Annotated in this window: 26 protein-coding genes; 16 read left to right on the top strand and 10 right to left on the bottom strand. The window is 54.4% G+C overall.

Annotation, left to right across the window (positions count from 1 at the left end):
• Nucleotides 1-2: 2 nt before the first annotated feature.
• Both DB48_RS00620 and nrfD read left to right on the top strand, forming a co-directional pair.
• Nucleotides 3-575 carry a 4Fe-4S dicluster domain-containing protein gene (locus tag DB48_RS00620; RefSeq protein ID WP_041508400.1) on the top strand — a complete coding sequence of 191 codons (573 nt, stop codon included), beginning with the start codon at nt 3-5 and terminating at the stop codon, nt 573-575.
• Entirely contained in the window at nt 572-1,513 is a 942-nt protein-coding gene (gene nrfD / locus DB48_RS00615) for an NrfD/PsrC family molybdoenzyme membrane anchor subunit (protein ID WP_041508399.1), read from the top strand. Before DB48_RS00620 ends, nrfD begins: the two co-directional genes overlap by 4 nt.
• 85 nt (nt 1,514-1,598) lie before the next feature.
• Here nrfD and DB48_RS00610 read toward each other — a convergent pair whose 3' ends face one another.
• Nucleotides 1,599-1,934, bottom strand: a complete 336-nt coding sequence (locus DB48_RS00610; RefSeq protein ID WP_041508398.1) for a DUF3622 domain-containing protein — start codon at nt 1,932-1,934, stop codon at nt 1,599-1,601.
• 272 nt (nt 1,935-2,206) lie between these two features.
• On the opposite strand from DB48_RS00610, the gene DB48_RS00605 reads away from it, so the two are divergent.
• The 4 genes from DB48_RS00605 (at nt 2,207) to DB48_RS00590 (ending at nt 5,577) form a co-directional block, all read left to right on the top strand.
• On the top strand, nt 2,207-3,700 hold the full coding sequence (locus tag DB48_RS00605; RefSeq protein WP_041508397.1) for a DEAD/DEAH box helicase: 1,494 nt from the start codon (nt 2,207-2,209) through the stop codon (nt 3,698-3,700).
• Nucleotides 3,701-3,919: 219 nt separating this feature from the next.
• On the top strand, nt 3,920-4,648 hold the full coding sequence (locus tag DB48_RS00600; protein WP_082035555.1) for an SIMPL domain-containing protein: 729 nt from the start codon (nt 3,920-3,922) through the stop codon (nt 4,646-4,648).
• Between the two features lie 51 nt (nt 4,649-4,699).
• Nucleotides 4,700-5,098 carry a hypothetical protein gene (locus DB48_RS00595; protein ID WP_041508396.1) on the top strand — a complete coding sequence of 133 codons (399 nt, stop codon included), beginning with the start codon at nt 4,700-4,702 and terminating at the stop codon, nt 5,096-5,098.
• A 65-nt stretch (nt 5,099-5,163) separates the two neighbouring features.
• Nucleotides 5,164-5,577: a GFA family protein gene (locus DB48_RS00590; RefSeq protein WP_041508395.1), complete on the top strand. Its 414-nt coding sequence runs from the start codon at nt 5,164-5,166 to the stop codon at nt 5,575-5,577.
• 422 nt (nt 5,578-5,999) lie between these two features.
• On the opposite strand, the gene DB48_RS00585 is transcribed toward DB48_RS00590, so the two are convergent.
• From DB48_RS00585 to DB48_RS00575, 3 genes are all read right to left on the bottom strand, one after another.
• Nucleotides 6,000-7,490 (bottom strand): P-loop ATPase, Sll1717 family, encoded by a 1,491-nt coding sequence (locus tag DB48_RS00585; RefSeq protein ID WP_052813594.1) that lies wholly within the window; start codon nt 7,488-7,490, stop codon nt 6,000-6,002.
• 1,084 nt (nt 7,491-8,574) lie between these two features.
• Nucleotides 8,575-9,981 (bottom strand): ATP-dependent RNA helicase DbpA, encoded by a 1,407-nt coding sequence (dbpA, locus tag DB48_RS00580; RefSeq protein WP_041508394.1) that lies wholly within the window; start codon nt 9,979-9,981, stop codon nt 8,575-8,577.
• 201 nt (nt 9,982-10,182) lie between these two features.
• Nucleotides 10,183-11,592 carry an MFS transporter gene (locus DB48_RS00575; RefSeq protein WP_041508393.1) on the bottom strand — a complete coding sequence of 470 codons (1,410 nt, stop codon included), beginning with the start codon at nt 11,590-11,592 and terminating at the stop codon, nt 10,183-10,185.
• A gap of 249 nt (nt 11,593-11,841) precedes the next feature.
• On the opposite strand from DB48_RS00575, the gene DB48_RS00570 reads away from it, so the two are divergent.
• Nucleotides 11,842-12,153, top strand: coding sequence for a hypothetical protein (locus tag DB48_RS00570; protein WP_041508392.1), 312 nt, complete (start codon nt 11,842-11,844; stop codon nt 12,151-12,153).
• Nucleotides 12,154-12,219: 66 nt separating this feature from the next.
• On the opposite strand, the gene DB48_RS00565 is transcribed toward DB48_RS00570, so the two are convergent.
• A complete protein-coding gene (locus tag DB48_RS00565; protein ID WP_011864400.1) occupies nt 12,220-12,420 on the bottom strand; it encodes a YheV family putative zinc ribbon protein in 201 nt (66 codons plus the stop codon).
• A gap of 174 nt (nt 12,421-12,594) precedes the next feature.
• On the opposite strand from DB48_RS00565, the gene DB48_RS00560 reads away from it, so the two are divergent.
• Entirely contained in the window at nt 12,595-14,505 is a 1,911-nt protein-coding gene (locus DB48_RS00560; protein WP_041508391.1) for an ABC transporter ATP-binding protein, read from the top strand.
• Between the two features lie 39 nt (nt 14,506-14,544).
• Complete coding sequence (locus DB48_RS00555; protein WP_041508390.1) at nt 14,545-15,000, top strand: TIGR02444 family protein; 456 nt, start codon at nt 14,545-14,547, stop codon at nt 14,998-15,000.
• Between the two features lie 11 nt (nt 15,001-15,011).
• Here DB48_RS00555 and DB48_RS00550 read toward each other — a convergent pair whose 3' ends face one another.
• A complete protein-coding gene (locus DB48_RS00550) occupies nt 15,012-16,604 on the bottom strand; it encodes a GMC family oxidoreductase (RefSeq protein ID WP_041508389.1) in 1,593 nt (530 codons plus the stop codon).
• A 123-nt stretch (nt 16,605-16,727) separates the two neighbouring features.
• Complete coding sequence (locus tag DB48_RS00545; protein WP_041508388.1) at nt 16,728-17,234, bottom strand: twin-arginine translocation signal domain-containing protein; 507 nt, start codon at nt 17,232-17,234, stop codon at nt 16,728-16,730.
• A gap of 137 nt (nt 17,235-17,371) precedes the next feature.
• Here DB48_RS00545 and DB48_RS00540 point away from each other — a divergent pair, with 137 nt between their 5' ends.
• From DB48_RS00540 to DB48_RS00530, 3 genes are all read left to right on the top strand, one after another.
• Complete coding sequence (locus tag DB48_RS00540) at nt 17,372-18,340, top strand: hydrolase (protein ID WP_041508387.1); 969 nt, start codon at nt 17,372-17,374, stop codon at nt 18,338-18,340.
• A 2-nt stretch (nt 18,341-18,342) separates the two neighbouring features.
• Nucleotides 18,343-18,606, top strand: a complete 264-nt coding sequence (locus DB48_RS00535; RefSeq protein ID WP_041508386.1) for a YheU family protein — start codon at nt 18,343-18,345, stop codon at nt 18,604-18,606.
• 82 nt (nt 18,607-18,688) lie between these two features.
• Nucleotides 18,689-19,576, top strand: a complete 888-nt coding sequence (locus DB48_RS00530) for a phosphoribulokinase (protein ID WP_041508385.1) — start codon at nt 18,689-18,691, stop codon at nt 19,574-19,576.
• 290 nt (nt 19,577-19,866) lie between these two features.
• Here DB48_RS00530 and DB48_RS00525 read toward each other — a convergent pair whose 3' ends face one another.
• Nucleotides 19,867-20,646 (bottom strand): tetratricopeptide repeat protein, encoded by a 780-nt coding sequence (locus DB48_RS00525; protein WP_052813592.1) that lies wholly within the window; start codon nt 20,644-20,646, stop codon nt 19,867-19,869.
• A 442-nt stretch (nt 20,647-21,088) separates the two neighbouring features.
• Between DB48_RS00525 and crp the strand changes: the two genes are divergently transcribed.
• The 4 genes from crp to DB48_RS00505 all read left to right on the top strand — a co-directional run bounded on the left by crp (nt 21,089) and on the right by DB48_RS00505 (nt 24,256).
• Nucleotides 21,089-21,724, top strand: a complete 636-nt coding sequence (crp, locus tag DB48_RS00520) for a cAMP-activated global transcriptional regulator CRP (protein ID WP_011864391.1) — start codon at nt 21,089-21,091, stop codon at nt 21,722-21,724.
• Nucleotides 21,725-21,804: 80 nt separating this feature from the next.
• The gene (locus DB48_RS00515) at nt 21,805-22,143 is read left to right on the top strand and encodes a PepSY domain-containing protein (protein ID WP_082035554.1); all 339 of its coding nucleotides are present in this window, start codon (nt 21,805-21,807) and stop codon (nt 22,141-22,143) included.
• Between the two features lie 110 nt (nt 22,144-22,253).
• Nucleotides 22,254-22,928: a response regulator gene (locus DB48_RS00510; RefSeq protein WP_041508384.1), complete on the top strand. Its 675-nt coding sequence runs from the start codon at nt 22,254-22,256 to the stop codon at nt 22,926-22,928.
• Nucleotides 22,925-24,256, top strand: coding sequence for an ATP-binding protein (locus DB48_RS00505; protein ID WP_041508383.1), 1,332 nt, complete (start codon nt 22,925-22,927; stop codon nt 24,254-24,256). Before DB48_RS00510 ends, DB48_RS00505 begins: the two co-directional genes overlap by 4 nt.
• A 118-nt stretch (nt 24,257-24,374) precedes the next feature.
• Here DB48_RS00505 and DB48_RS00500 read toward each other — a convergent pair whose 3' ends face one another.
• Nucleotides 24,375-25,175 (bottom strand): DUF1338 domain-containing protein, encoded by an 801-nt coding sequence (locus tag DB48_RS00500; RefSeq protein ID WP_041508382.1) that lies wholly within the window; start codon nt 25,173-25,175, stop codon nt 24,375-24,377.
• A gap of 141 nt (nt 25,176-25,316) precedes the next feature.
• Nucleotides 25,317-26,777, bottom strand: a complete 1,461-nt coding sequence (gene astD / locus DB48_RS00495) for a succinylglutamate-semialdehyde dehydrogenase (RefSeq protein ID WP_041508381.1) — start codon at nt 26,775-26,777, stop codon at nt 25,317-25,319.

The raw sequence follows: 26,777 nt of genomic DNA, 5'->3' as shown, positions 1-26,777 counted from the left end.
GTATGAGTAAAAGATATGTAATGGTGCACGACGAGAATCGCTGCATCGGCTGTCAGGCCTGTAGCGTCGCCTGTCGCAGCGAAAACGGTACTCCCGAGGGAGTTACCCGTCTGCAAGTGCGGGTCGAAGGCCCGTTCGGCGATGCCCCGCACCTGCACTTTAAATATAACCGTGTCTCCTGTCAGCAGTGTGAAAACGCGCCCTGCGTTACCGTGTGCCCCACCGGTGCTGCCTATGTGGGCGAGGACGGCCTGGTCTCCATCAAGGAAGACAAGTGCGTCGGCTGTATGTACTGTGTGGCAGCCTGCCCCTACAAGGTGCGCTTCATCAACCCGGAAACCAAGGCGGCCGACAAGTGTAACTTCTGTAAGGACACCCGTCTGGCGCGGGGCGAACTGCCCGCCTGTGTCACTGTGTGCCCAACCGATGCGCTGACCTTTGGCGATGCCAACGATCCGAGCAGCGAGGTGGCCAAACTCATCAACACCAAAGCGACCTATCAGGAGAAGACCCACCTGGGGACTAAGCCCAGGGTCTATCGCATTCCAACTAAACGCGGGGGGATACAGTCATGAACAATACCTGGGGCGATATGGCGCAATATGATCCAGTCACCTGGAACTGGGTAATCGCAGTCTATCTGTTTATGGCCGGCCTCTCGGCAGGCTCGATTCTTATCGGCATAGGACTGCGCTGGTACAGCAAGGAGAAGGCGCTAGAGAGCGCCATTCTCAAGGCGGCGGCGATCATCAGTCCGCTGGCGATCATCATAGGCCTGGCCTGTCTGGTGTTTGACTTAACCAAGCCGTTTGATTTCTGGCTGATCCTGGTCAACTACAACTTCAGCTCTGTCATGTCTATCGGTGTGCTGGCGCTGCTGCTCTACTCACCAATCGGCATCGCCTATTCACTGATAGTGCTGAGAGACGAGCTGAGCCAGTGGAATCTGGGCTTCCTGGTGCCATTGGCCGATGCCCTGGTGCCGATGAGAAAGGCGATCGAGGTCGTGCTATTTGTATTGGCGATAGGTGTGGGCGCTTACACCGGCTTCCTCATCTCGGCGATGAACGCCTACCCAATGCTGAACACGGCGGTACTGCCTGCGCTCTTCCTGGTGTCTGGCCTGTCAGCCGGGGCGGCGGCCAACGCCATCGGCGCGCTGCTGATGTTTAACACCCATCCCCATGACGCCAACCTGAGCAAGATGCATGGCCTGGAGCTGCCGGTGATGCTGAGCGAGCTGATGTTCCTCTTCATGCTGTTCTGCGCGCTTTACTTCAAGGGCGGTGCGGCCGCGGCGGCACTGGTATCGATCACCACGGGTGTCTGGGCCAGTGTATTCTGGGTCGGCGTTGTCGGTATCGGCTTTGCCATCCCGCTGCTGACCATGCTGATGCCATCACAGACCCGCCACAGCAAGGGCGTGATGATCGCCGTGGCCTGCTGTAGCCTCACCGGGGTGTTGGCCCTGAGGCACTTTGTGATCTACGCGGGTCAGAGCTACATCAGCTAATCCCTCTCCACCTAACGCAAAAAGCCCAGCAGATGCTGGGCTTTTTTATCAGATGAATTCGCGATGACTCGTCGTCTTCGTCCCGTTACTCGTCGTCTTCGTCGAAGTCGTCGTCATCGAAATCGCTGTCGCCTGCGGCGTCACGCTCGGCGCGCCATTTCTCGGCGGCGGCTTCTTTAGCCGCTGCGGCCTCGTTGCGCTCGGTGCGTTGCTTGGCGCGGCGCTCGTTACGCACCATCAGGTTGTCGACTATGCCTTTAAGGGTCTCTTCGCCCCAGGCGGTCGCCTCGGCTTCGCTGGCAAAACCGGATTTTGCCTTGGTAACGCCTATCTTACGCGCCGTCATACGACGGGTGACTTCAGCAGTCCAGCTGCCTTCGGCTTCGCTCACGCGAAGACCGTATTTCTTGTTTTGTGCCATGTTAATTTCCTAATTCGATCTTCGAGTGCAAACTTGCCGCTCATTGAGGGAAACAGCGGTCCAATATACCGCTGTCGTCAGAAAGGCGGCTATTGTAGTCTCCTCTGGATAAAACTCAATCATTAGCGCGCACAATTTGCGAAAAAGTTGCCCCTTTCAGCTAAGCATAACTGGCGAATTCGATAGCACTTTGCTATCGCTTAATGTAAGCTGCACGCCCGCCAGCCCGCTGGCACCCAATTATGCGCCATCGTCGCCCAAGAGATCCCTCTATGAGTTTTTCCTCCCTAGGTTTATCCGCCCCCATTTTAACGGCCGTCACAGATAAAGGTTATCAGACCCCTTCGCCCATTCAGGCTCAGGCTATCCCTGCGGTATTGTCTGGCAAAGACGTGATGGCGGCGGCGCAAACCGGGACGGGCAAGACGGCGGGCTTCACCCTGCCGCTGCTGGAGCTGCTCAGCCAGGGCCCTCGCGCCCGCAACAAGCAGGTACGCGCTCTGGTGCTGACCCCAACCCGCGAGCTGGCCGCTCAGGTCGCCGAGAGTGTCACCACCTATGGTAAGCACCTGCCGCTGCGCAGCGCCGTGGTCTTCGGTGGTGTCGGCATAGGACCTCAGATCAGCCGTCTTCAGCGTGGTGTCGATATTCTGGTGGCGACCCCGGGTCGATTACTGGATCTCTATCAGCAACAGGCACTCAGCTTCAGCCAGCTGGAGATCCTGGTACTGGATGAGGCCGATCGCATGCTGGATATGGGCTTCATTCACGACATCAAGAAGATCCTTGCCATCTTACCGCCCAAGCGGCAGAACCTGATGTTCTCCGCCACCTTCTCCGATGAGATCCGCACCCTGGCCAAGGGGCTGGTACACAACCCGGTAGAGGTCTCGGTCACTCCGCGCAACAGCACGGCCAACACAGTCGCCCAGCTGATCTGTCCGGTAGACAAGAGCAAGAAGTCGGCGGCGCTGGTAAAACTCATCCAGCAGGGTGACTGGCAGCAGGTGCTGGTATTTAGCCGTACCAAGCATGGTGCCAACCGCTTGGCCAAGGCCCTGGACGCCAAGGGGATCACCGCCGCGGCCATCCACGGCAACAAGAGTCAAGGGGCCCGCACTAAGGCACTGGCCAACTTCAAGTCGGGCGAGGTACGAGTACTGGTGGCAACCGACATCGCCGCCCGCGGCCTGGATATCGACCAGCTGCCTCAAGTCGTCAATTTCGACCTGCCAAACGTGCCCGAAGATTATGTGCACAGAATCGGTCGCACCGGCCGCGCTGGTGCCGATGGTAAGGCAATCTCCCTGGTGAGCGACGAAGAAGCCAAGCTGCTGGCCGATATCGAGCGCCTGATCGGCAAGAACCTACCGCGCACCCTGGTAGAGGGCCTAGAGCCGAGCCACACGCTACCCGAGACAGATCTGACGCCAAAGCGCCATGGTCAGCACAAGGGGCCACGTAATCCTAAGCCTAAAAGCAACAGCCAACGCAATGGCCAACGCAGCGGCAATCGCTCAGGCAACGGCCAAGGGGCAGACAAGGCAGGTCAGCCTCGCCGCGGTGAGCAAGCTCAGGGCAACAAAGAGGGTCAGGGCCGTCGCCGAACAGGCGCAGGTACTGGTACGAGCAAGCCTGCTAGCGAAGGTCAACAAGCGCAAAATCAAGCGCAAAACCAAGGCAAGCAGGAGCACAGGGACGGTAACGCCCCAGCACGCCGCCGCAGACGCCGCAGACCGAGCCAGGGCACGCCTGCAAATCACTAGTTAAAGAGTCATCTGGGGGCAGAAACAGCTGCGCCCCAGTTTTATTTAGACCCGTCTCAACTTAAGCATCTAGTCTCAATCGAAAGTCCACACCTAACATTTACATCTTAGGTTAAATCGCTGTATTGTAATTCTTTATCGGGATTATTAACTCATTGGTCTACTCATCAATGAGTGAAGAACACAATTGCGTTCCGCTTTTTTAAATGGACTTTTACTATGAAATACATCGCCTTCGCACTCTTGTATCTTCTGCCTCTTTTCACGCTGGCCAACTCTGGCCTTCCCGACCACCGACATATTGTTGCTCATGGTTCAGGGAAAATTGTCACTAAACCTGATATGGCAAGAATCACCTTTGAAGTGAAGAGCATCCAAAAAAATGCCCTCACCGCGAAGAAAGAAGTTGATCAACGGGTCAACGCACTGCTTAAAGGCTTAGACGATTTCAATGTTAGCGAGGATAAGATCTCAGCCTCTAATCTACTCACAGAGCCCCATGTGAACTATACCGACGAAGGTTCAGAGGTTATCGCAGGCTATGTAGCGACTCGAACATTAAAAGTTACCCTTAATGATCTGCAACAGATGAACGGATTTATCGACTTCGCTCTCGGCGTCGGTATCAATGAAATCGAAGATATAGAACTCTTATCTATGCGATCACAAGAATACAAAAAACAAGCAACTGTAATAGCCGTTGAAGATGCAAAAACTAAGGCGACCTCATTAGCCAACGCCTTCGGCGCTGAGTTAGGAAAAATTTACAGCATCAATTCAAGCAGCGACTCTAGCCGATACGGATATAGTGCATACAGTAACGTCGAACGTATCTCGGTAACAGGTTCCAGAATTGATCCCGACGATTTAACTCCAGGGCGATATTTACAAGTCACCATTAGCTTCTCCGCCTCCATAACGGTTGTCTTCGATCTCGAGGTTAAATAACACAATATTCCTAAAACGACTGAATCAAAGAAGCCAATAACAGAGGACACTATGTTGAAATTCATTATGCTCACAATCGGCCTATTAAGTTCAGGCATGGCAATGGCGGTCGACGATGTGTTAACCGTCGATCGCAGCGTATCCGGTAGCTTCCAATCCTCATTTCCCAACGAAAATAATATTCAACCTGATATCAGTGATTTTAAGGTACTCAATAGCGTGCTAATGAGTAATGAAGCAGGTGAACGCTGGGCGGTAATAACCGTTGAAAACTTAGCATCCGGCCAACGTACGTTAAACCAGAACCAGCTAATGGCACTGTTTGCTAATGGTGAGAGACTAGCGCCTCACATCTTTAAAACAAGATTTTTAGCCAACGAGATACTCTCGATTACCTTAGCTTTTGGAGAGCACAAGTTTCCCATTCTTGAGATCTACCCAAGAAACTAAAGACTCACAGATAGCGTTAAGGTATCAATCTTAAGGATAGATTCTAAAGTTAGGCGGCAATTTAGATGAAAACAGCAGAACAATCACAAGGCGGTTGCCTGTGCGGCGCGCTGCGTTACAAGGTATCGGCCGCGCCCTTCGACAGCGACTACTGCCATTGCAGCCAATGCCAGAAGAGTACTGGCGCCATGGCCGTCTGCTGGATGGATTTTAAGGCCGACCAAGTCACTTGGCTCAAGGGGTCGCCCAAGGAATATGCCTCGTCAGACACCATACGCCGCGGCTTTTGCGAGCATTGTGGCACCAGCATCAGCTACCGCAGCACAGATTACCCCGATTACTACAGCCTGAGCATCGCTACCCTAGACGATGCAAACGCCGTGGCGCCCAGATACCACATCTACACAGACAATCAGCCCGACTGGCTAGAGATTGCCGATGACCTGCCTAAGTATCGACGCAGTCGAAGCGAAGGCTAATCCTGGGCTGTCGGTTTTACCGTTTGTAAATTAAGGAACGACCTTTTGTGCAAACACGTTTTTGGCACGGTGAGTGAAGCACAGCTTCATGCTAACGAACGAGAGGCATGGATGCCGAACTGGCCTTTAAACAGGGAGGTTGTTCGAGCACTTCCCTGTGGGCTCTACCAAATAATCTGACCTACATGGATGTAGGGAATGCCGAAAAATGTGGGGAACATTTTCGGCCCTGATTTCGAAGGCCAAAAACGTGTTTACACCGATATTTATCGTCTCTTCGATCGAACGTTAATTGTGTGACTAGCACAAGCTAAAATATTTTGGGACAGAAACGCATTAGAATATTTGATCAGTAACGCTCGCATTTGCGGCTGGTTTGGAGCGCAGCGGAAAACCAGTCCGACAAAATGCGCTTGTTAGCACTAGTTGATACCTAGAATTCCTCGGTACGATGGGTGAACCTCCCAGACTAAGCCGGCATAGCTTAAGGATGGATCTGTTAGCAATTCAGGTCGTTCATCAAAATCGACAAATCTTGGCGGGCTACTAGGATTGGGTACCTCTCTAAGAAGAATAAACCCAATCCTGTAGAGAAGTTGTGCAATCTGAAGTGGTCTTATATATTTTTCACCATCAATATAGCCAACCGTTTCGGAGCCAATTCTATTTACAAAACCACTTTCTATTTTATCTAAGAGGGAATCTGTAGGATACCTTTTATTACCTTTAGAAAACGTTTCAATCAGTTTTTGAAGGTCATTGAACTGGTGAGAATGTTCTTTATAAATATCATTCACCCTTAGACGACCAAAATCACTCAAGATATTATTAATATCTTGAATTCCGGCTTTTTTCATATCTCTATCTGCGGCAGCTTCTGCGGACAATCTGCAAAGTTGGCTCATCCATCGGGGGCGCTTAGCACCTAATATACGAATAGGTGTAAAAGGAGGTACACGACTCCCAGACCAACGCATTTTGTCCATAAATACTAGATTTATAAGACGTTCCCTATCTGAAGAGCTTTCAACATCCCAATGCTTAGTAACCTCATTTCTATGGTATCGATTAACATAGGATAAGATTTTCTTGGATATGATTTTTTCTAGCTCGGTTCTGCTCCAGCTTATATCTATTATATACTGTTCGCATTTATCGAGGTCTTCGTTATAACGGATGGTCGTCCACACGTCAGTTCGTACACTCGCTCTAATATTCAACCCTTTACAATCGCGGGCCAATGACCTACAAGCAGAGAAAAAGCTAGACACTCTTGCCTTTTGTATTTCATCCGCCGAGAAAGTTGAGTCTATGTCATCTACGAACAACCAGATATTAGTATTCTTATTTTCGTTTATATATCTTTCCAGCAAAGCGCTGGAATCTTTAGTGGTCTGAGCAGCGATTTCAATCGGAATGTGCTTACTTTTAATTCTCCCCAGCAGGGAGCCAACTAGATTTTTGCCTTTATACCCGACTATTTCTGAGGCTTCGACTAGGGCCATTTGATCGTCAGTCCAAGCAAAACCAAGTCTACTTCCTAGCTCATGGTTGATTCTCGCAGATAGCGCCTTTTTCCACTCATTCTGTAGTTTTAAATGATCGCCATCTTGGAAGTTTCCAAAACTAAGTAGATCAGCTCCGGTAACTGAAATCACAAGAGCCTTTCGATCACTTTTTACGATATCGTATGCGAGCTTAGAAAGAAGTGAGGATTTCCCCATCCCCTTTCGAGCTCGAACAATTCCGAAATTACGGCTATGAGAAAGAAACTTATTAAATTTGTTTTTTGTAATGAAGTACGAAGATAACACCTCTGGATCTTCGTCTTCCCCAGCTTCATTACCGAACAAATTTTCATCATAAAAATTCATATCGATGCTGAAATTTTTGGTTTCCCTTACTTTGTTCATTATTTTTCCTTATTCTACTCATAGCCTGTATAAGTTTTGTCAATATTTTGGGTGCTAACAGCTTATTAGTGCGCATGCGCGTTTACCTCGTTGGACCAGTGAAAACGCGCACAGCTAACTATCTGTATATAATGAACTTATCAGCATTTTGCCAAATGTACCACCTAGAAAAACGCGCATGCGCGTTTTCCAAACCTATTATCTCAAATCGTGAAGACATAACTGATTGATAAAAATGAATTATATAAATTAGCACGTGTACAAACGCGCAATGGGGCAAAAATCAGTTAGCTTTTACGCCTTAAACACACCAATACCGTCAAATCGAAGAGGCGTTGAATACCGAGTGTAGATACGCCGGTGAGCTTCCGAAACATGGATGTTTCGGTAGAGCCTATAGGGATTTATTCAAATAACATCCGTGTTTAAATGCCAGTTCGGCATCCATGCCTCTCGTTCGTGATCATGAAGCTGCGCTTCACTCACCGTCTCGCAGGCGTATCTGCATATCCCCCGCCGGGCAGGCGTTTAATTGCCATGAAGGTCCCCCCTTCAACTCATTTAATAAATGAGCATGCCGCCAAATGCTAATCAAGCAAACTATAGAAATGCCAAATCTTCATTCCAAGGCCAACACGCAATGGAGCAAAACCAAGTTAGCTTTTCGCCCCCCTCTTCACACCAAACCCGGCCAAATCGAAGAGACGTTATATACCAAGTGCAGATACGCTGGTGAGCTTCCGAAACAGGGATGTTTCGGTAGAGCCTATAGGGATATATCCACGGCGTCTCACAGGCGTAGCTGCACATAAAGCCTGCGGCAGGCAATAAGTATCCATGAAGGGTCGACCTTCAAACTCACTCAACAAATGAACATACCGCCAAACACTACTCGAACAAACTAGAGTTAGGATAACTCGATAAGATCCCCTCTATCCGCCGAGCAGGCAATAAGTTTCCATGAAGGGTCGACCTTCAAATGTAACTCCCCCAATACCAAATCCCGCCAAACCCCAGACAACAAAAAAGGAGCTAACGTCAGTCAGCTCCTTTTCCAATTACCACCCTAGCATAGCGAGAACCCTTACCTTAACTCCCACGCCCGATAACTCTTGCCCTTAAGCTTGCCCTTCACAATCTTGTTGAGCGCCTTGCGCAGCACCTTGCGATCTACCGCTACGTAAGAGCGAAACTCGGTGATCTTAATCTTACCCACCTCACTGCCTTCGATACCGTTCTCGCCGGTGAGACAGCCGAGGATATCCCCAGGGCGAACCTTCTGCTTCTTGCCACCATCTATCTGTATGGTCACCATCTTAGGCTGAGGCGGCAGGGTGTCGAGCAGGCCTTCACCTGGCAGCGTCTCGCCATCAATCTCGCGGCCAAGCAGGTCCGCCAGCATGGTGAGCTTGTAACCATCTTCATGGTTAAACAGGCTGTAGGCCGCGCCCTTGCTACCGGCACGTCCGGTACGACCGATGCGGTGAATGTGCACCTCGGTATCGTAGGCCAGATGATAGTTGACCACCATGTCCAGGGCGTCGATATCCAAGCCGCGGGCCGCTACGTCTGTGGCCACCATGACACTGGCGCTCTTGTTGGCAAACTTGAGCAGCATCTGGTCGCGATCGCGCTGCTCCAAGTCTCCATGCAGGGCCACGACGCTAAAACCTGCGTTGGTCAGCTTGGCCGCCACATCTTTGGTCTCGCGCTTAGTGTTACAGAACACCACGGCGCTCTCGGGCTGATGCTTGAGCAGCAGGAGCTGCAGTGCCTTCATGCGATCATTGTTGTTACCGCACTCATAGAAGTGCTGCTCGATTGTCTCACCGTCGTGGTGAGCCTCGACCTTCACCATGAGAGGGTCGATCATAAACTGCTCGCTGAGGCTCTGTATCTGCTCGGGGAAGGTGGCGCTAAACAGCAGGGTCTGACGCTCGCGGGGCACCTCTTGCATGATGGCGTCCAGCTCACGCTGAAAGCCCATCTCCAACATGCGATCCGCCTCATCCAGCACCAGCGTATCGACGTTGTCGAGATCCAAACGGCCACGTTCGAGGTGATCTATGATGCGCCCCGGTGTACCGACGATAATGTGGGCGCCGTGTTCCAGCGAGCCTATCTGTGGCCCCATGGGCACGCCACCACACAGGGTGAGGATCTTGATGTTGTGGATACCGCGAGCCAGGGTGCGCAGCTCCGCCGCCACCTGATCCGCCAGCTCACGGGTTGGGCAAAGCACCAGAGACTGGATGCGAAAACGCTTCACGTTTAGCTTGTTAAGCAGCCCAAGGCCGAAGGCGGCCGTCTTGCCCGATCCCGTCTTGCCCTGGCCGATCACATCGCCCCCATTGAGAATGGCGGGCAGGCTCTGGGCCTGAATCGGCGTCATCTGGTTAAAACCGATAGATTTCAGGGTATCGAGCAAAGCGGGTTTTAGCGGCAGGCAATCGAAAGCCCCGCTTGGCGTAGTAGCGTCAGATTGACTCACGGTATTTTCCTAATGATGTGTCCAGATAAAACTCATATAGATCAGGCACAAATAAAGCTATGAATGGCAGTGGCCGATGAGAGAGCTCAAGGGCGTGCGTGGATATGGCGGCGATTATAGCAGCAATCGGGTATCAATGCTGCCAATGTGGGCGGGGAATTAGATAAAAGCCGCCGCGAGGGATCGCGACGGCTATGAGCATTAGGCGGTAGCCAGCTCGGCATCGGTATCATTCTTGGCGTCGATACGTTTGATCACCGCGCCATAGATGATCAGCGATACCGCCGACACGCTGGCAATAGCGGCAAACACATACCAGATATAGTGCGCATGTGCCGAGGCCTCGACCCAGGCGGCGTGGTCGTTATACACGCGCGGATCCGGGCAGTAAGCCTCTAGCAGATAACCCGACAGACCGAAGCCCAGCAGGGAGCTGATAAAGGAGTGCAAGTGCGAGAAGCCAAGGTAAAGCCCCTCTTCGCCCTTAGGTGCCTGCAGCGAGAAATACTCCAGGAAACGCGGCGAGATGAAGCACTCGGCCAGGCCCTGGAAGACGATACCGATAATCATCATGGCGGCGATGGGATGCATGCCTAAGATGGTGTCAGTACCTGCAAACATGTTGCCAGACGCCATCAGCAGCGCAGACACCGGCATGATAAACATGCCCACCGTCATTGAGGTCAGCGCGCTGCGCTTGGCCATCAAACCTGTGACAAAGCTGACGCAGAGGAAGACCACCAGCGGGTTAACGTTGGCGTACCATGAAGGCGATGAGCCCTCGCCGGCCATGCGCAGCACATACTTAGGCATGGTGGCATAAAGCTGATGCTGTACCATCCAGAAGCCTGTGATGATCAGGATAAGGGTGATCAGGCGGCCATTAGATAGCACCTTGAGCAGCGCCTGCCAGATCTCGCCCAGGCTCTTGCCCGAACGGTTCTCCTCCGTGCTCTTGAAGAAGAGCATGATGCTAAAGAAGGCGATCAGCGTCATGGTGGCGGCAAAATAGTTAAGGTTAATCAGTCCCAGGTCACCCATGGATTCGCGCAGCGGCTTCACCACTGTCTTACCCGAGAAGGCGCCGATATTGACCATCATGTAGAAGATAGAGAAGCCCTTGGCGCGAGTCTCTGTGGTGGTCGACAGTGCCACTGTGCCTGTGATCACCGCCTTGATAAATGAGCCACCTATCATGATGACGACCAAGATAGGCACGATGGCCCAGCGAATATCCGCCTCCTTCAGGCCGTGGTAGATGGTCTCCTTGCCATACTCCACCAGCCCTTGAGATTCAATAAGCGCCGGGAATATCGCCAGCGAGGCATAGCCTATGGTCAGCAGGCCGAATGCCAGTAGCAGGGCGCCGCGAAAACCTATCTTGTCGGCAAGTGCGCCGCTGAAGGTGGGAAGGAAATAGAGGCCGGCAGAGAATGAACCCGCCAACCAGGCGGCTTCGACATCGCTAAAGCCTAAGATACGTGACAGATAAAGGGTGATAACGATGAACACCCCGTAATATGCCGCTCGTTCGAGTAGCTCGACACCGTTGGCGATCCAGAAGATTCTGGGGAAGCGCGGCGCCGCTGTGGACTGAGTATTGTTATTCATTTTGAGTCTTCCAGGCAAAAAAACACCTCAAACTACCCCGAGCCGCGCCCAGACGCAACCTTAGTGTGATGACGGGGATCAAGTTTCCTTAACCATTGATGACAAAAATGCAACCAAAGCAACCCAATAACGAAAGATCCGATCGGCGCATTGGGGCTTAGGCCGCCGCAAGAGTTCGCGCCAGCCTGGCTTTGGGTTATGCTTAGCGCCATCCATATCAAATAGACGGTGACAAGCCAAATTCTCGCCATGAACCAAGCCAACATCAGCAAGCAACAACTCATCGACCAGCTCACCGCCTGGCAACAGGCCAAGATAGACAACGAACAGTTACAAGACTGGATGGTGACCCACTATGATCCCGACGAGGTCAGCATAGGCCAGGGGGAATGTGAATGGACGGTGGAGGCGATGAATATCGTGATGAACGAATATGAAATCGCCAAGACGGAGAAGTTCAGACAGGAGAACGCCCAGCTGGCGATCGACTTCATACTCGCCGATGAGGCGCGCTTTAATCAAACGCGCCACCTGTTTCTACAGCAGGGTTTTCGCGACTAAATTTTTTACGACTAGGTTTTTCACGACTAAGTTTTTCGCGACTAGGCTTTTCACGCCTAAATAGCGTTAGGGCTTAAACACCCCAATCACGGCGCCGGTGGCCTGCTTGGCCACTTCGGCCTCGGCCTGCTGCTCACGGTAATCACACTCGACGCACTCAACGGTTTCGACCCCCTGCTCCTTAAACAGCACGATACTGTCCTGGGCATGACACTTGGGGCACTTGGCACCGGCAACGAAACGCTTCTTGACTCTGACTCTACTCACGCTTGACTCTACCTGTTGGCATAAAAACTCTGTCGATGTGGCCATTTTGCCACAAGCAGCAACAAAACACCCTATCGGATTCAAAATGTCCCGGCTAAAGAGTGGCAAGCCATACCCCAACTGGGCTATCATCCCAAGCCTATTAATCCTTAGCTATGCATCAAGTCGACCCCAATGATCACCATTACCCAAGCGCAACTTATTCGCGGCTCCAAGACCCTGTTGGATGAAGCCTCTCTGACTGTCTACCCCGGCCACAAGGTCGGCCTGGTGGGTGCCAACGGCACGGGCAAGTCATCCCTGCTTGCGTTGATCATGGGACAACTCAGCCTGGATAAGGGCGAGATCAGCGTGCCCACGGGCTGGCAGATCGCCACCGTCGCCCAGGAAACCCCGGCGCTGGAGGTGAGCGCGCTGGAGTATGTGATCGACGGCGACAGGGAATATCGAGAGCTGGAAGCGGCGCTGCACAAGGCGCAGCTTGATGATGACGGCCACCAAATTGCCTTGCTCCACGGCAAGATAGACGCCATCGGCGGCTACAGCATCCGCGCCCGCGCCGCCAGCCTGCTGGCCGGCCTGGGCTTTAGCGAGGCCGAGCAGCAAAATCCGGTCAAGAGCTTCTCGGGGGGATGGCGTATGCGTCTCAACCTGGCTCAGGCACTGCTGTGCCGCTCCGAACTCTTGCTGCTGGACGAACCCACCAACCACCTCGACTTAGATACCATGTACTGGCTGGAGAGCTGGATCAAGGCCTACCAGGGCACACTTATCCTTATCAGCCACGACAGAGACTTTATCGACGCCATCGTCGACGAGATAGTGCATGTCGAGCACCACAGACTGAACTACTACAAGGGCAACTACACGGCATTCGAGCGGATCCGCGCCGAGCGCATGGCCCAGCAACAGGTGGCCTTCGAGCGCCAACAGAAAGAGCGCGCCCACATGCAATCTTTCGTCGACCGTTTCCGCTACAAGGCCAGCAAGGCCAAGCAAGCCCAGAGCCGCCTCAAGGCGTTAGAGAGAATGACTGAGCTGCTGCCGTCCAAGGCTGACAGCCCCTTTCATATGGCGTTTCGCGCCCCCGAGGCCCTGCCGAACCCGCTGGTGAAGATGGAGCAGGTTTCCGTCGGCTATGGCGACAAGGCGATCCTCAACCATGTGCATTTGAATCTGGTACCCGGTGCCCGCATCGGCCTGCTGGGACGCAACGGCGCGGGTAAATCGACCCTGATCAAGCTGCTGGCCGAACAGCTCAAGCCCATGAGCGGCCTGTATGAGCCGAATCCTGGCCTCAACATAGGTTACTTCGCCCAGCATCAGCTGGAGTTTCTGCGCCTGGACGAGTCACCGCTGCAGCACCTGACGCGACTGGCCCCCACCCACAGAGAGCAGGAGCTGAGAGACTTCCTCGGCGGCTATGGTTTTAACGGTGACATGGCCCTCTCGCCGGTACGCCCCTTCTCCGGCGGCGAAAAGGCCCGCCTGGTGCTGGCGCTGCTAGTATGGCAACGCCCTAACCTCTTGCTGCTCGATGAGCCCACCAACCACCTGGATCTCGAGATGCGTCACGCCCTGACCATGGCGCTGCAGGACTTCGAAGGCGCCATGATCATAGTGTCACACGACAGGCATCTACTGCGTCTGAGCTGTAGCGACTACTACCTGGTCGACGGCGGCGAGGTGAAGAGCTTCGACGGCGACCTGGACGACTACCATCAGTGGCTGCTCGACGCCGCCAAGGAGGCCAACAAACCGGCGGCCTCTGAGGATGCCAGCCCCGCCCAGGATAAGAAGCTACAGAAGCGCCTGGAGGCAGAACTGAGACAGAAGCTGTCGCCGATGAAGAAGGCGCAGGCCAAGCTGGAGAAGATCCAGCAAGCCTGCAGCGATAAGCTGGCAGAGCTGGAAAACCTGCTGGCCGATACCAGCCTGTATGAGACCGACAACAAGGCCAAGCTCACCCAGGTACTGGCCGAGCGCACCCAGCAGACCCAGACACTCGAAGAGAGCGAGATGGAATGGCTCGAGCTGCAAGAGGAGATCGAAGCCATAGAGCAAGAGGCCAGGGCCCTGAGTTAACTTGCGCCCGCGCTTAGCTAAATAATGCAAGGATGAAGCATGAGCCATGTAAATCATTTCGACGCCAGCCTATGGCAGACCTGCGACAGCCTCTACGAGAAGGGGCAGCTGCTCTATCTCAAGCTGCAGGATGACTATGGGCTCAACGTCAACCTACTGCTGCTGGCTCAGTGGCTCGACGAGCAGCACTACTATCTCAGCGACCAGCATTGGCAGCAGCTCAGCCAGCAGGTCGAGACCTGGGAGCAGAAGGTACTCAAGCCCTATCGTCGGCTGAGAAAGCTCAGTAAACATAACCTGGCCGAGGCCGAGTATCGCCAGATGCTATCGGTGGAACTCATGCTGGAGCGAAAGTCCCAGCGGATGATACTACGCCAACTCAGACAGCTACCCAGCGAGCAGGGACAGGCTAACCTGCCCCGCTACCTCGGCCTGTATCAGATAGAGATAGCCCAGTACCACCAGCTGGCACAGACCCTGACCCGCCAGGCCTAAAAAGCGCCTGATTACACGCCGCCGCTCAACTCGCTGGCCAGCAGGCTGGCATTGCGGGCGGTGATGCCATAGATGGACAGCTGAGGGTTCGCCCCCAGACTGGTGGGGAACAGAGAGCCATCCATCACAGACAGATTCTCCAGATAGTGGCTACGTCCCTGACTATTGACCATTGCCTGACTGGTATCTTCGCCCAGCGGGCAGCCGCCCATCACGTGGGCCGAGGCCACCACAGTCTTGAGCGGCGCCAGGGGCATCTCGGCAATGGCCTCCTTGGCCGCCTGCCAGCTCGGCAGATAGGGCATGCCCTCACTCATCGGCAGCACCTTCTGCGCCCCGGCGGCAAACTGTAACTCGGCCATGCTGGCAAAGGCGCGCCGCGCCGCGCGCCAGAAGGCGTCGGTCAGTGGGTAATCCAGGGTATAGCCCTTGTCCGTCAGCTGCACCTGGCCACCCTGGCTGTCCTCATGATAACCGTCTCTTACCAGAGCGATGGTAACCTGTAACTGATTAAACTGCGCCATCAACTCGGCGTGACTCTGGCCATAGCCCAAGGATTTCGAGGCGATCAGCACCGGATGAATGGGCGGCACCTCCAGCTTATAACCCAGCTCACCGTCGGCACCGTCTTGCCAGACAAACTGATCAGAATAGATAGACTGCGGGGCGCCGCTATGGCCATTGATGGCATCATTAAACAGGGCGCCGCTCAGCAGGGTCGGGTGCAGGAAGGTGCGCTTGCCCAGGAGTTTATTGGGATCCGGGAGCTGCGATCGCATCATCAGCGCCGGCGTATGGATAGCGCCGGCGCTGAGGATATAGTGTTTGGCCTTAAACATCAGCTGCACGCCACTGGGGCGCAGAGCTTCGTTTAACGCCTGGGCCTTGAGGGCAAACACCTTGTCGTTATGGTGCTCTATCTTACTCACCTTGGCGCGGCTCACCAGGGTCGCCCCGCGATCCAGCGCCGCGGGTATGGTGGTGACCAGCATAGACTGCTTGGCGTTCACCGGGCAGCCCATGCCGCAATAGCCGGTGTTCCAGCAGCCCGCCACGTTGCGCTTGATAACTGTGTAATCCCAGCCCAGCGCCTCACAGCCCTGTTTCAGTGCCATGTTGTTACGATTGGGCTCGAAGGGCCACTTGGTAATATTGAGCCGCTGCTCCATCTTATCGAACCAGGGCGCCAACGCCTCCTTGGAGAGGCCTTCCACCCCCTTGTGCTCGGCCCAGAATCTTAGGGCGTTCTCCGGGGTGCGGATCGAGGTAGTCCAGTTGATGGTGGTGGAGCCACCGACGGCTCTGCCCTGAAAGATGCCGATCGCCTTATCTTTGGTCTTCATGGAGGCGGCCTGCTGATACAGGTTGGGGTAGGCGCGTCGCTCCTCCATGTTAAAGCTCTCGGACGATTTCAGCGGCCCGCCTTCGACTATGATCACCGACAGACCCGCCTCGGCCATGATCTCGGCCGCCACGCCGCCACCGGCGCCGCTGCCGACAATCACCACATCGGCCTCCAGGGTTTGGTCTTGGGTCAGTTGACTGGCATCTATGTGTTTCCAGCCACCAGCGAGGCCGGTCACTATGGGATCTTCGATGGCCAATGGCGCTCCTTTGCCCTGTTGTCAGGGTCTATGTTTATCGAGGTCTTTGTTTATCAAGGTCTACGTTTATCGATCCGATGCTAGTCGCTCGGCGGATTAGACTCTCAGCAGGTTAGAGTCAAATCAGTTAAACAGCCGCGGCTTCTCGTAATTCAATCGTGTCCAATGCTCTGGGCAACTGTAGTAACTTGCCAGCACCAGCTCACGCAGCCCCTGATAGGCGGTCACCATCAGGTCGAGAAAGCTGGTTCGCCAGGCTTCGAGCATGGCTACCAGCTCCTGGGGCTGTCTCATCAACAGCGGCGTCATATTACCGCTCAGCAGTAGCAGTCCCAGACGAGACTCCAGCAGCTCCAATAACTGCTCGAGTTCTTCACGGGACTCATCGGGCAGCAGATCCATGGTCGCCACTATGGCGTCTAAGGTGCGATTTTGCGCCGCCACGCGCAGCGACTGGGTATTGGGTAAGGCGCCGTCGAGAAATACGGGCACCAGCAGGCTAAACAGCAGGCGATGGGACTGATCCAGGGAGGCACTCACCCTCACCTGAGGCGGATGATACAGGTTCACCCCCAGTGCCAGGGCGCCGGTCCCCACGAGGGCCGTGGTTAAAAAGGTGCGTCGATTCATCTTATTCCCTGTGCTCCGTCATCTGTGGTATCCCATCTGGCCAAAGATAGGCTATAAAGGCCAATATAGGATCTGTGCTACACTAGCGGCCCAGATAACAATTAAACACATGTTTTAATTTTCGGCAATAGCGATTTATGACCCAGCGTAGCTTCACGCCCCCCTGGTGGGCAAGAAATCCCCATGTGCAGACCATACTGCCCGTACTGACAAAGGTTGACAGGCCAGCCCTGACCCGCCAACGCCTGGAGCTGGATGACGGCGACTTTATCGATCTCGACTGGCTGGCCAAACCAGTTCAGGGCGCGCCCATCGTCGTCTTAGTACATGGCTTAGAGGGCAGCGCCGACTCTCACTATGCCAGACGCCTGCTAACACTACTGGGCGAGCATAAGGTCAGCGCCCTGGTGCACCATCACCGCAGCTGCTCGGGAGTGACCAATCGCCTCGCCCGCAGCTATCACAGTGGTGACACTCAAGACCTGCACACCACCCTGAGCCAGTTACGCAAGGACTATCCCGACTCGCCGCTATTGGCGGTGGGCTACAGCCTGGGGGGCAATGTGCTGGCCAAATATATGGGCGAGCAAGGCGATGCCAGCCTGGTAGATCGCGCCGTGGTGATCTCGGCGCCGCTGCAGCTGGGCGCCTGCGCCACACGTCTCAAACATGGCTTCTCTAAGGTCTACCAGAGCTACCTTATCAAGCAGCTACGGCAGAAGGTGCGTGACAAGCTGGCACTACCCGACCTGAGCGCCCAGATGCCGGTGACCCAGAGCGAGGTAGAGAGCCTGACCACCTTTCATCAGTTCGATGACAGGGTGACGGCGCCGCTACATGGCTTCGATGGCGTGGAAGACTACTACACCCGCGCCAGCGGTCTGCCCTACCTGAGCCAAGTCGCCAAGCCGACCCTGGTGATCCACGCCCAGGATGACCCCTTCATGACAGATGAGGTGATTCCAAGCCAGGAGGCGCTGTCGCCTCAGGTCACCTATGAGCTGCACCAACAGGGCGGCCATGTCGGCTTTATCGACGGTGGTCATCCCCTCAAGCCCAGATATTATCTGGAGCAGCGTATCGTCCATTTTCTGCTGGAGGCTTAAAGATGCTAGTGCCCTATCAATCCCTATTACAACTGCCGGCCGAAACCCTGGACAATTTGATCAAGGAATTTTTGTTTACCCAGACCGAAGATGGCAGCTTTGCCAGCCTGGATGACCAGGCCTTGGCCCATGCCATCGCGCAGTGTCGTCAGGCGCTGGCCCGCAATGAGCTTGTGGTCGAATACAGCGAAGAGGAGGAATCGATCGCCATTCGGCAGCGGCAAGATACCTTGACGCAGCAGGGACGAGATGACGAGCCCTGTTGACCTTTAGGTTCTGTGTGCCGTATAACTATTGGTTCACAAATGCCTTTTCTCAGGCATCAGCTCAGCGCTTTTAGGTAGAAGAATGTCAGCTAAACACCCTATTATTGCCGTGACCGGCTCCTCTGGAGCAGGCACCACGACGACCACGACCGCATTTAGCCATATCTTCCGTCAGTTGGGGATCAATGCCGCGATGATCGAGGGTGACAGCTTTCACCACTACACCCGTCCCGAGATGGAACTCAAGATCCGTCAGGCGCAAAACGAAAACCGCAACATCAGTTATTTCGGCCCAGAGGCCAACGACTTCGCCAAGCTGGAACAGTGCTTCAGCGATTATAGTGCCACCGGCCAGGGCGAGACCCGCTCCTACCTGCACACCTTCGACGAGGCCGTGCCCTTCAACCAGATGCCGGGCACCTTCACCCAGTGGCGACCGCTGCCGGAAAACACCGACATGCTCTACTACGAGGGCCTGCATGGCGGCGTGGTCACCGACGACTGCGACGTGGCCCAACACGTGGATCTGCTGATCGGCATGGTGCCTATCGTCAACCTGGAGTGGATCCAGAAGATCATCCGCGACACCTCAGACAGAGGCCACAGTCGCGAGAAGGTGATGGGCTCTATCGTGCGCAGCATGGAAGACTATATCAACCATATGACGCCCCAGTTCTCCCGCACCCATATCAACTTCCAGCGGGTGCCGACGGTTGACACCTCTAACCCCTTTAGCGCCAAGACCATCCCCAGCCTGGATGAGAGCTTCGTGGTGATCCGTTTTCGCGGCATCAAGAATGTCGACTTCCCCTATTATCTGAAGATGATCGACGGTTCCTTCATGTCGCGCATCAACACCTTAGTGGTGCCCGGTGGCAAGATGTCGCTGGCGATGGAGCTTATCCTCACGCCGCTAATCCGCGATCTGCTGGAGAAGCGTCAGCACCTGCTGGATCTGGATAGCGAATAATTTTTAATCGCTTGCACTTGCTTCAGAAAGAGATTGTTTCGCTTAAGCTTTATTTAAGTCTGCTCACATAGAATGCTGGCTATCGGGATTTCAGGCGAAAGACTGATAGTTAGTATACTCTTGGGAGTAAATTCCCCCATCTTGATCTGTTTGCTTCCTCGAGTATGCTAGCGTCCCGACACCTCCTCTTACGCTACACAGCTCCCCAAAACTAGATTCCAGGCATAAAAAAACGCCGACTCGAGTCGACGTTTAAATGATACTGAAGCCAATAATGGCTGAAACCAAAACTACTGTGACAGGGGCACCACTTCACGGTAAGGCTTCTGCTGCCGATAGTTTTCCAGCCTCGATTCAAATTCATCGGACTTATCGAACTCCGCCGTCTGCTTGAGCGCCTTGATCGCCTGCTTTTGCAAATCCACCGCCGCGCTGTAGTCGCCTATCTCAGCGTAGGCCGCGGCCAGGTTATCCAGGTTGGTTGGGTCTTGCTTGTTGGCCTCCACCAGCCCCTTGCCGATGGCCAGGGCCTTACCGCCGTCGCGATACTTAGCCTCAGGACAGGTAGAGAGGATCCACACCACATTGCCCAGGGCGATCTCATCCCCCACGGCCATGAAATTGTCTACAGCCTTGCCGCAGTTGCGGGCCACGCCGTTGCCACCCGCGGCATAGATGAAGCCCAGGCGGAACTGCGCCCACTTGTCCTGCTCGCTCGCCAAGTGCAAGTACCAGCGCTCGGCCAGCGCCAGGTCTCTTGGAATGATCTTACCGTCGAAGGCCAGATCCGCTATGGTCTGAGCCGCCTTCTTGTGGCCCGTCTGTGCGGCGCGTTCGACCCAGCTGGCACCCAATTGAGGATCCTGCTCGACGAAACGACCGGAGAGATACATTAAACCGAGAAGAAATTGCGCCTCAGATTCACCCTGGCTGGCTTTAAGCTGAATATGGGCCAGTTTACTGGCGGGCGCCGCCGCTTCGGTGGCGGGGACAGAAAACGCTAGGGCTTGCTGCTGCACGGCAAACAGCGCCAGCAGGCCTGCGGCCAATTTCCAAACATGTTTTGTCACGATTCAAGACTCTCCTTCACCAGTTCGCGCCTTCTGAATACGACACGAAATAGTCACTACTTTGAGCTGCCCCGGCCCGGGTATGATGCGCCGGCGCAGAGACTAACACTATCAATAATCCCCCCGCCAAGTCGAGTAAAAACCGTATTTTACTGCATGAAAATTAGCGGCTTTATCCCCCTGGCCCGGCAAATAGACGTAGGCAGATGTGATATGGGCAGCATTGTCGGCCAAATAAACTGGCCTGACTAAGGTATTGGTTGACATATATTACTAATGTATCAAAATAAACTCCCACTACTGACAGCAAAGTAAATTAGGTTATTGGCTGCATACTTATTGCCATAATTTGATCTCTGACGAGGTTTTTTGGGCCTAATTGACGTAATCTGCTTATTTAGCATATTCTTGTATTTACATTAATCAGTCGAGGAACATAGGCATGGCTCTGATTGGTAAGCCTAAACCTGATCCAACGTTGGAATGGTTTTTATCACACTGTCACATTCATAAATACCCAGCCAAAAGCACTCTGATCCATGCGGGTGAAGACTCAGACACTCTGTACTACATAGTGAAAGGTTCTGTTGCCGTCTTGATTAAAGATGAAGAAGGCAAAGAGATGATCCTCTCTTACCTGAACCAAGGTGACTTCATCGGTGAACTGGGTCTGTTTGAAGAACAAGCCGAACGTACTGCTTGGGTTCGTGCCAAGCAAGCCTGTGAAATCGCTGAAATCTCTTACAAGAAATTTAAGCAGTTGATCCAGGTAAACCCTGAGATCCTGATGAAGCTGTCATCTCAGATGGCTTACCGTCTACAGAGCACCAGCCAGAAAGTGGGCGACCTCGCCTTCCTGGACGTTGCCGGTCGCATCGCACAGACGCTGCTGCATCTGGCTAAGCAGCCTGATGCCATGACGCATCCAGACGGCATGCAGATCAAGATCACTCGCCAAGAGATTGGTCAGATCGTGGGTTGTTCTCGTGAAACCGTAGGCCGTATCCTCAAGATGCTTGAAGAGCAGAATCTGATCCAAGCACACGGCAAAACTATCGTGGTTTACGGTACCCGATAAGCTAACATTAAGTTAGATTTAATAGATCTTAGTTAAAGTGGCCTGACTCCTTAGTCAGGCCATTTTTTTAGGACAGCTTAGTGAAACCGACCGTCGTTATCAGCACCCTCTTGCTTAGTGTCTGCTCACTGCTCAGTCCCGCCGCCAACGCCGCTATCGAACTGGAACACAACCAGGCCAAGGCCCTGGTCAACGAAGGTAAGATCCTCTCCCTCGACCTCACCCTCAGCCAGGTACAAACCTTTTGTGATGGCAAGCTGGTAGACGCCCACCTGTTTCATGCCCAGGGCAAATGGCAATACGATCTCCAGATAAAGACGACTAACGGCGAACTCATCTCCCTAGATATCGATGCCACCACGGGTCGGCACAGCGACCAGAAGCCCCTGCCCCCAGCCTGCGTGCCACAGAAAAACTAGCGCCGAAATATCCGCTTAGGGTGAAAAAGTGTATTATCAATTCAGGCCGATGCGAGTTGGCCGCCTCCCTGTAGACAGAAGCGCCTCCTGCGCTAAGGTAGAGAAAGACGATGAAATTGCTGCTGGTCGAAGACAACACCCTACTGGTCGATGAACTTGCCAAACAGCTGAAACAGGCCGGCTATGTCACAGATGTCACCGACAGAGCCGCCGAAGCCGACTACCTGATCAAAGAAACTCATTATGATTGTGTCATCCTGGACATCGGCCTGCCCGACGGCAACGGACTCCAGCTACTGGAGACCTGGCGCAACCAGGGCATAAACACGCCGGTGATCATGCTCACCGCCCGCAGTCAGTGGCACGAGAAGGTCGAAGGCTTCAACGCCGGCGCCGACGATTATCTGGGCAAGCCCTTCCACAGCCAGGAGTTGCTGGCACGTATTCACGCGCTGATCAACCGCGCCCACGGCAAGACCAACAGCCCCACCAAGGAGCTGAGTTTCGAGGGTGTCACCCTGGACGAGGGCCAGCAGAGTGTCACTGTGGGTGAGCAAGAATTCGAACTCACCGCCATGGAGTTCCGCCTGCTGAAAATCTTCCTCATGTCGCCCAAGAAGCTGCTCTCCAAGGCGCAGCTCACAGACAAGCTGTATCAGTTTGACGATGAGAAAGAGAGCAACGTGGTGGAGGTCTATGTGACTCACCTGCGCAAGAAGCTGGGTAAGACGGCGATTGAGACCCGCCGCGGACAGGGCTATATCTTCCACGGCCTCAAGCCATGATATCGATTCGCACTAAGCTCAGCCTCTGGCTATCGGCCTTAGTCATCATCTCCACCTTCGTGGCGATCGTCATCTTCGAGTCCATGTTGCGCCAGGCGTTTCACGACTCCATCATCGACCGCCTCGAAGAGGATTTAGAACAGGTGTTGTTGGCTATTCAGTTCGACAACGGCGACATCAGCATAGATCCCAACCAGGTCTCTAACTTCTACAAGCCGGTCTATTCCGGGCGCTATTATCAGCTCAACCTCAAGGATATCGAGCTCAGATCCCGCTCCCTGTGGGATCAACGCCTGGAGATAGAGCCCCTCACCAAGGGCCAGACCCGGGTATGGCAGACCAAGGGACCGCAGAATCACGACATCCAGCTACTCTCCCTGGGGCTAAGCAGCGCCGATGCCAAGGTACAGGCGACCCTCACGGTCGCCCAGGATCTCAGCATCGGTCGTCAGGTATTTTCCCAGGTCTACGGCACTAAGCTGTCGGTCAACCTGGCCATGTTGCTGGCCATGGTGGCGGGGATCTTCATTCTACTGCGCCAATCCTTCAAGCCCATCAACGACATGCAACGGGCGCTGATGAAGCTCAGAGAGGGCGAGATCACCGCGCTGGATACCGGCAAGATCCCGCCCGAGCTTGCGCCACTGGCCCAGACCTATAACGAGCTGTTGCAATACTCGAGTAAGCAGATGGAGCGCAGCCGCAACAACCTGGGCAACCTCAGCCATGGCCTCAAGACGCCGCTGGCGGTGATGCAGCAGCAGGTAGAGGTGCTGGGACTAAAAGACCCCGACGCGGCCGCAGCCATGCAGGCTCAGTTAGATCAGATCCATAAGATGATAGAGCGCAAGCTGGCGGCAGCAAGGATCACCGGTGATATGTTACCCGCGGCCCAGATGCAGCTGCCCAAAGATCTGCAGGACCTGGCGCAGACCCTCACCAAGGTGCACGGTCATAAGGCGATCGACTGCCAGTTTAACCTCGATGAGCAGATCCACCGCCTGCCCATCCATAGAGAAGATGGCATGGAGCTTATTGGCAACCTGCTGGATAATGCCTTCAAGTGGGCCAACGGCCGGGTAGCCGTGTCGACCAAGCAATCCGACGAGCAGAGCTTGTTGACCATAGAAGATGACGGCCCGGGCGTCGCCGACGAGGCCCTCAGCCAGCTGACCCAGAGAGGCAAGCGCCTGGATGAAGCGATCATGGGCCACGGCCTGGGGCTATCCATCGTCAAGGATATTGCCGAGCAGTATGAGATAAGCCTAGACTTCGAGCATAGCCAGCAGCTGGGCGGGCTCAAGATCACCCTGGGCTTTAGGAGCTAAAGCCTAAAGATCATGAGTTAAGATAGTGAATTAAGAGCACAATTTAAGCTCTTTAGTTAAAAACCAAAAAAGCCGATGCAGTGCATCGGCTTTTTGCTCACAGGGCTTCACCTAAGAATTAGCCTGCGTTGTTGGTACTCTCGAAGATCTTATCCGCAGAGGCTGCCACGAAGCCTGTGTACAGCTCACCATCCGCCTTAGGGTAGCGCAAGGCAAACTCATAGAAACAGCTTGGAATCGTCTTCTGAGTGTCTTTAAAGGCCACATTGACCTTGTCGGCCATGGTCGATGACTGCTCGAGCAGGACCTCGGCAGACCCCTTCACCTCGCCGCCGACACTGTTCAGCACGAAGTCGCCCTGCTTCAGGGTGTCGTTCACCTCGAGTATGGTGTTGTAGCCAGGCAGGTGGTTGATCGAAACCGTGAAGTGGTTAGCGCGGTAGCCAAATGCCGCAACCCATGCCGCGTACTCGCTCTCGGCCAGTAGCTGCTCGTAGGTTGTATAGTCCAGCTCCCAGTGACGACCTGAGTAGAGAAAGTTATCCGCCGTAGTTGCGGCTTCATCAACCTGCTCCACCAGACCATGAACTATGGCCTGCAGCTCGGGACTGAAGGCTTCGACCATCAGCTCAGAGATAAATACCTTAGGCTGAGTCGGGTCCGGATGCTCGAAGTGCTTGGCCTTAAGCTTCTTGGCTTCGAAGTCGTAGTCACCACAGGCCACATAGCCCAAAGACTCGAAATGCTTCGCCAGAACGCTCAGGTTCACCTTGGCAATGTTGAAGGTACGCAGGGCGATATGATCGTTGATGATGGTCTCACCCTTGGCCAATAGCTGGTGTACCTTGGCGGCTGAGGGGGTCATTTCAACATAGTCGTCCCATAGGGCGGCAAATAGCTGGTTTACATCGGTATGCATCAATTTCTTCCTTAACATCATCGTGTTACCGGTCGTTATCGCGCCGGTTTGTTTGTTTTCACGATATAAGTACAACGAGAATCTTCGTGTACGCCTATAAAAATGGGAGCAGGCAAGACGCCCACTCCCATGCTTGTTTTACTAAAGGGTCAGACCCGGACTCAGGTTGGCTGGCATGGCCAGGGCATCGGCCTCGACCGAAGCCACTGGGTAGGCACAGTAGTCGGCGGCATAGAAGGCGCTCGCTCTGTGGTTACCCGAGGCGCCGACACCACCAAAGGGTGCCGAACCTGATGCGCCGGTGATCTGCTTGTTCCAGTTGACGATACCCGCACGGATACGCGCCAGGAAGTAGTCATAGTCTTCGCGGCTGTCAGCCAGGATACCGGCAGAGAGACCGTAGCGGGTGTTATTCGCCAGCTCGATCGCTTCGTCAAAGTCAGTGTAACGCACCACCTGCAGCAGCGGACCGAAGTATTCTTCGTCTGGCAGCTCGATCACCTGAGTGACATCGATAAGACCGGGTGATACCAGGCCGGTGCCGGCTTCCAGGTGCTTAAGTTCAACCAGCGGAGTACCGCCCAGGTTGACTAGGTTACGCTGCGCTTCCACCATGCCTTTGGCCGCCGCCTCGGAGATCATAGACCCCATGAATGGCTGTGGCTGAGCATTCCAAGGGCCCACCTTGATCTGCTTAACCGCCTCGGCAAGCTTGGCCAGCAGCGCATCACCCTCGGCGCCCTTCTCCACATAGAGACGACGGGCACAGGTGCAGCGTTGACCCGATGAGATATAGGCCGACTGAATGATGTCATGAACCGCAGCCAGGGTATCTTTAACACCCTTGATGATCAGCGGGTTATTACCGCCCATCTCCAGCGCCAGGATCTTACCCGGGTGACCCGCATACTGCTGATGCAGGATATGGCCGGTGCGCGAGCTACCGGTGAAGAAGAGGCCGTCGATCTGTGGGTGTGAAGCCAGTGCCTTACCGGTTTCCACTTCCCCTTGAACCAGGTTGATCACGCCAGCCGGCAGACCCGCCTTTTCCCACAGCTTAAGCATCAGCTCGGCCGTCTTAGGGGTCAGTTCAGATGGCTTAAACACCACGGTATTACCCGCCAGCAGCGCAGGTACGATATGGCCATTTGGCAGGTGGCCCGGGAAGTTATAGGGACCAAATACCGCCACTACGCCGTGTGGCTTGTGACGCAGCACGGCGCGACCGGCCGGTGTATCGTTCTCTGTGGTGCCGGTACGCTTGTGATAGGCTGCAACAGACAGGCCGATCTTACCGATCATGGCCGCCGCTTCGGTGGCGGTCTCCCACTGTGGCTTACCGGTTTCCTGGGCGATCACCTCGGCGATATCGCCTTTGTGCGCCTCGAGTTGATCGCGGTAGGCTTCGACAATCGCCAGACGGGCGTCGAAACCCAGCATGAACCAGTCGAACTGGGCGGCGCGGGCCGCCTCGACTGCAGCGTTAACCTGCTCTGGGGTCGCCGTCTTGCTTTCCCAGATTACTTCTTGATTTGCTGGGTTCTTAGAGACCACATCATGGCCCTGACCGGCAACCCACTGGCCGTTAATAAATTGACTCAT

Source organism: Shewanella sp. cp20 (genome assembly GCF_000832025.1).
Classification (GTDB): domain Bacteria; phylum Pseudomonadota; class Gammaproteobacteria; order Enterobacterales; family Shewanellaceae; genus Shewanella.
The sequence above is the reverse complement of the archived record's forward strand: the minus strand, read 5'-3'. Positions and strand labels throughout refer to the sequence as shown.

Excerpts from the sequence above, each read along its gene's own strand:
- DB48_RS00620 (WP_041508400.1), top strand. The coding sequence starts at position 3 with ATGAGTAAAAGATATGTAATGGTGCACGACGAGAATCGCTGCATCGGC.
- nrfD (WP_041508399.1), top strand. The coding sequence starts at position 572 with ATGAACAATACCTGGGGCGATATGGCGCAATATGATCCAGTCACCTGG.
- DB48_RS00610 (WP_041508398.1), bottom strand. The coding sequence starts at position 1,934 with ATGGCACAAAACAAGAAATACGGTCTTCGCGTGAGCGAAGCCGAAGGC.
- DB48_RS00605 (WP_041508397.1), top strand. The coding sequence starts at position 2,207 with ATGAGTTTTTCCTCCCTAGGTTTATCCGCCCCCATTTTAACGGCCGTC.
- DB48_RS00600 (WP_082035555.1), top strand. The coding sequence starts at position 3,920 with ATGAAATACATCGCCTTCGCACTCTTGTATCTTCTGCCTCTTTTCACG.
- DB48_RS00595 (WP_041508396.1), top strand. The coding sequence starts at position 4,700 with ATGTTGAAATTCATTATGCTCACAATCGGCCTATTAAGTTCAGGCATG.
- DB48_RS00590 (WP_041508395.1), top strand. The coding sequence starts at position 5,164 with ATGAAAACAGCAGAACAATCACAAGGCGGTTGCCTGTGCGGCGCGCTG.
- DB48_RS00585 (WP_052813594.1), bottom strand. The coding sequence starts at position 7,490 with ATGAACAAAGTAAGGGAAACCAAAAATTTCAGCATCGATATGAATTTT.
- DB48_RS00575 (WP_041508393.1), bottom strand. The coding sequence starts at position 11,592 with ATGAATAACAATACTCAGTCCACAGCGGCGCCGCGCTTCCCCAGAATC.
- DB48_RS00570 (WP_041508392.1), top strand. The coding sequence starts at position 11,842 with ATGAACCAAGCCAACATCAGCAAGCAACAACTCATCGACCAGCTCACC.
- DB48_RS00560 (WP_041508391.1), top strand. The coding sequence starts at position 12,595 with ATGATCACCATTACCCAAGCGCAACTTATTCGCGGCTCCAAGACCCTG.
- DB48_RS00555 (WP_041508390.1), top strand. The coding sequence starts at position 14,545 with ATGAGCCATGTAAATCATTTCGACGCCAGCCTATGGCAGACCTGCGAC.
- DB48_RS00545 (WP_041508388.1), bottom strand. The coding sequence starts at position 17,234 with ATGAATCGACGCACCTTTTTAACCACGGCCCTCGTGGGGACCGGCGCC.
- DB48_RS00540 (WP_041508387.1), top strand. The coding sequence starts at position 17,372 with ATGACCCAGCGTAGCTTCACGCCCCCCTGGTGGGCAAGAAATCCCCAT.
- DB48_RS00535 (WP_041508386.1), top strand. The coding sequence starts at position 18,343 with ATGCTAGTGCCCTATCAATCCCTATTACAACTGCCGGCCGAAACCCTG.
- DB48_RS00530 (WP_041508385.1), top strand. The coding sequence starts at position 18,689 with ATGTCAGCTAAACACCCTATTATTGCCGTGACCGGCTCCTCTGGAGCA.
- crp (WP_011864391.1), top strand. The coding sequence starts at position 21,089 with ATGGCTCTGATTGGTAAGCCTAAACCTGATCCAACGTTGGAATGGTTT.
- DB48_RS00510 (WP_041508384.1), top strand. The coding sequence starts at position 22,254 with ATGAAATTGCTGCTGGTCGAAGACAACACCCTACTGGTCGATGAACTT.
- DB48_RS00505 (WP_041508383.1), top strand. The coding sequence starts at position 22,925 with ATGATATCGATTCGCACTAAGCTCAGCCTCTGGCTATCGGCCTTAGTC.
- DB48_RS00500 (WP_041508382.1), bottom strand. The coding sequence starts at position 25,175 with ATGCATACCGATGTAAACCAGCTATTTGCCGCCCTATGGGACGACTAT.
- astD (WP_041508381.1), bottom strand. The coding sequence starts at position 26,777 with ATGAGTCAATTTATTAACGGCCAGTGGGTTGCCGGTCAGGGCCATGAT.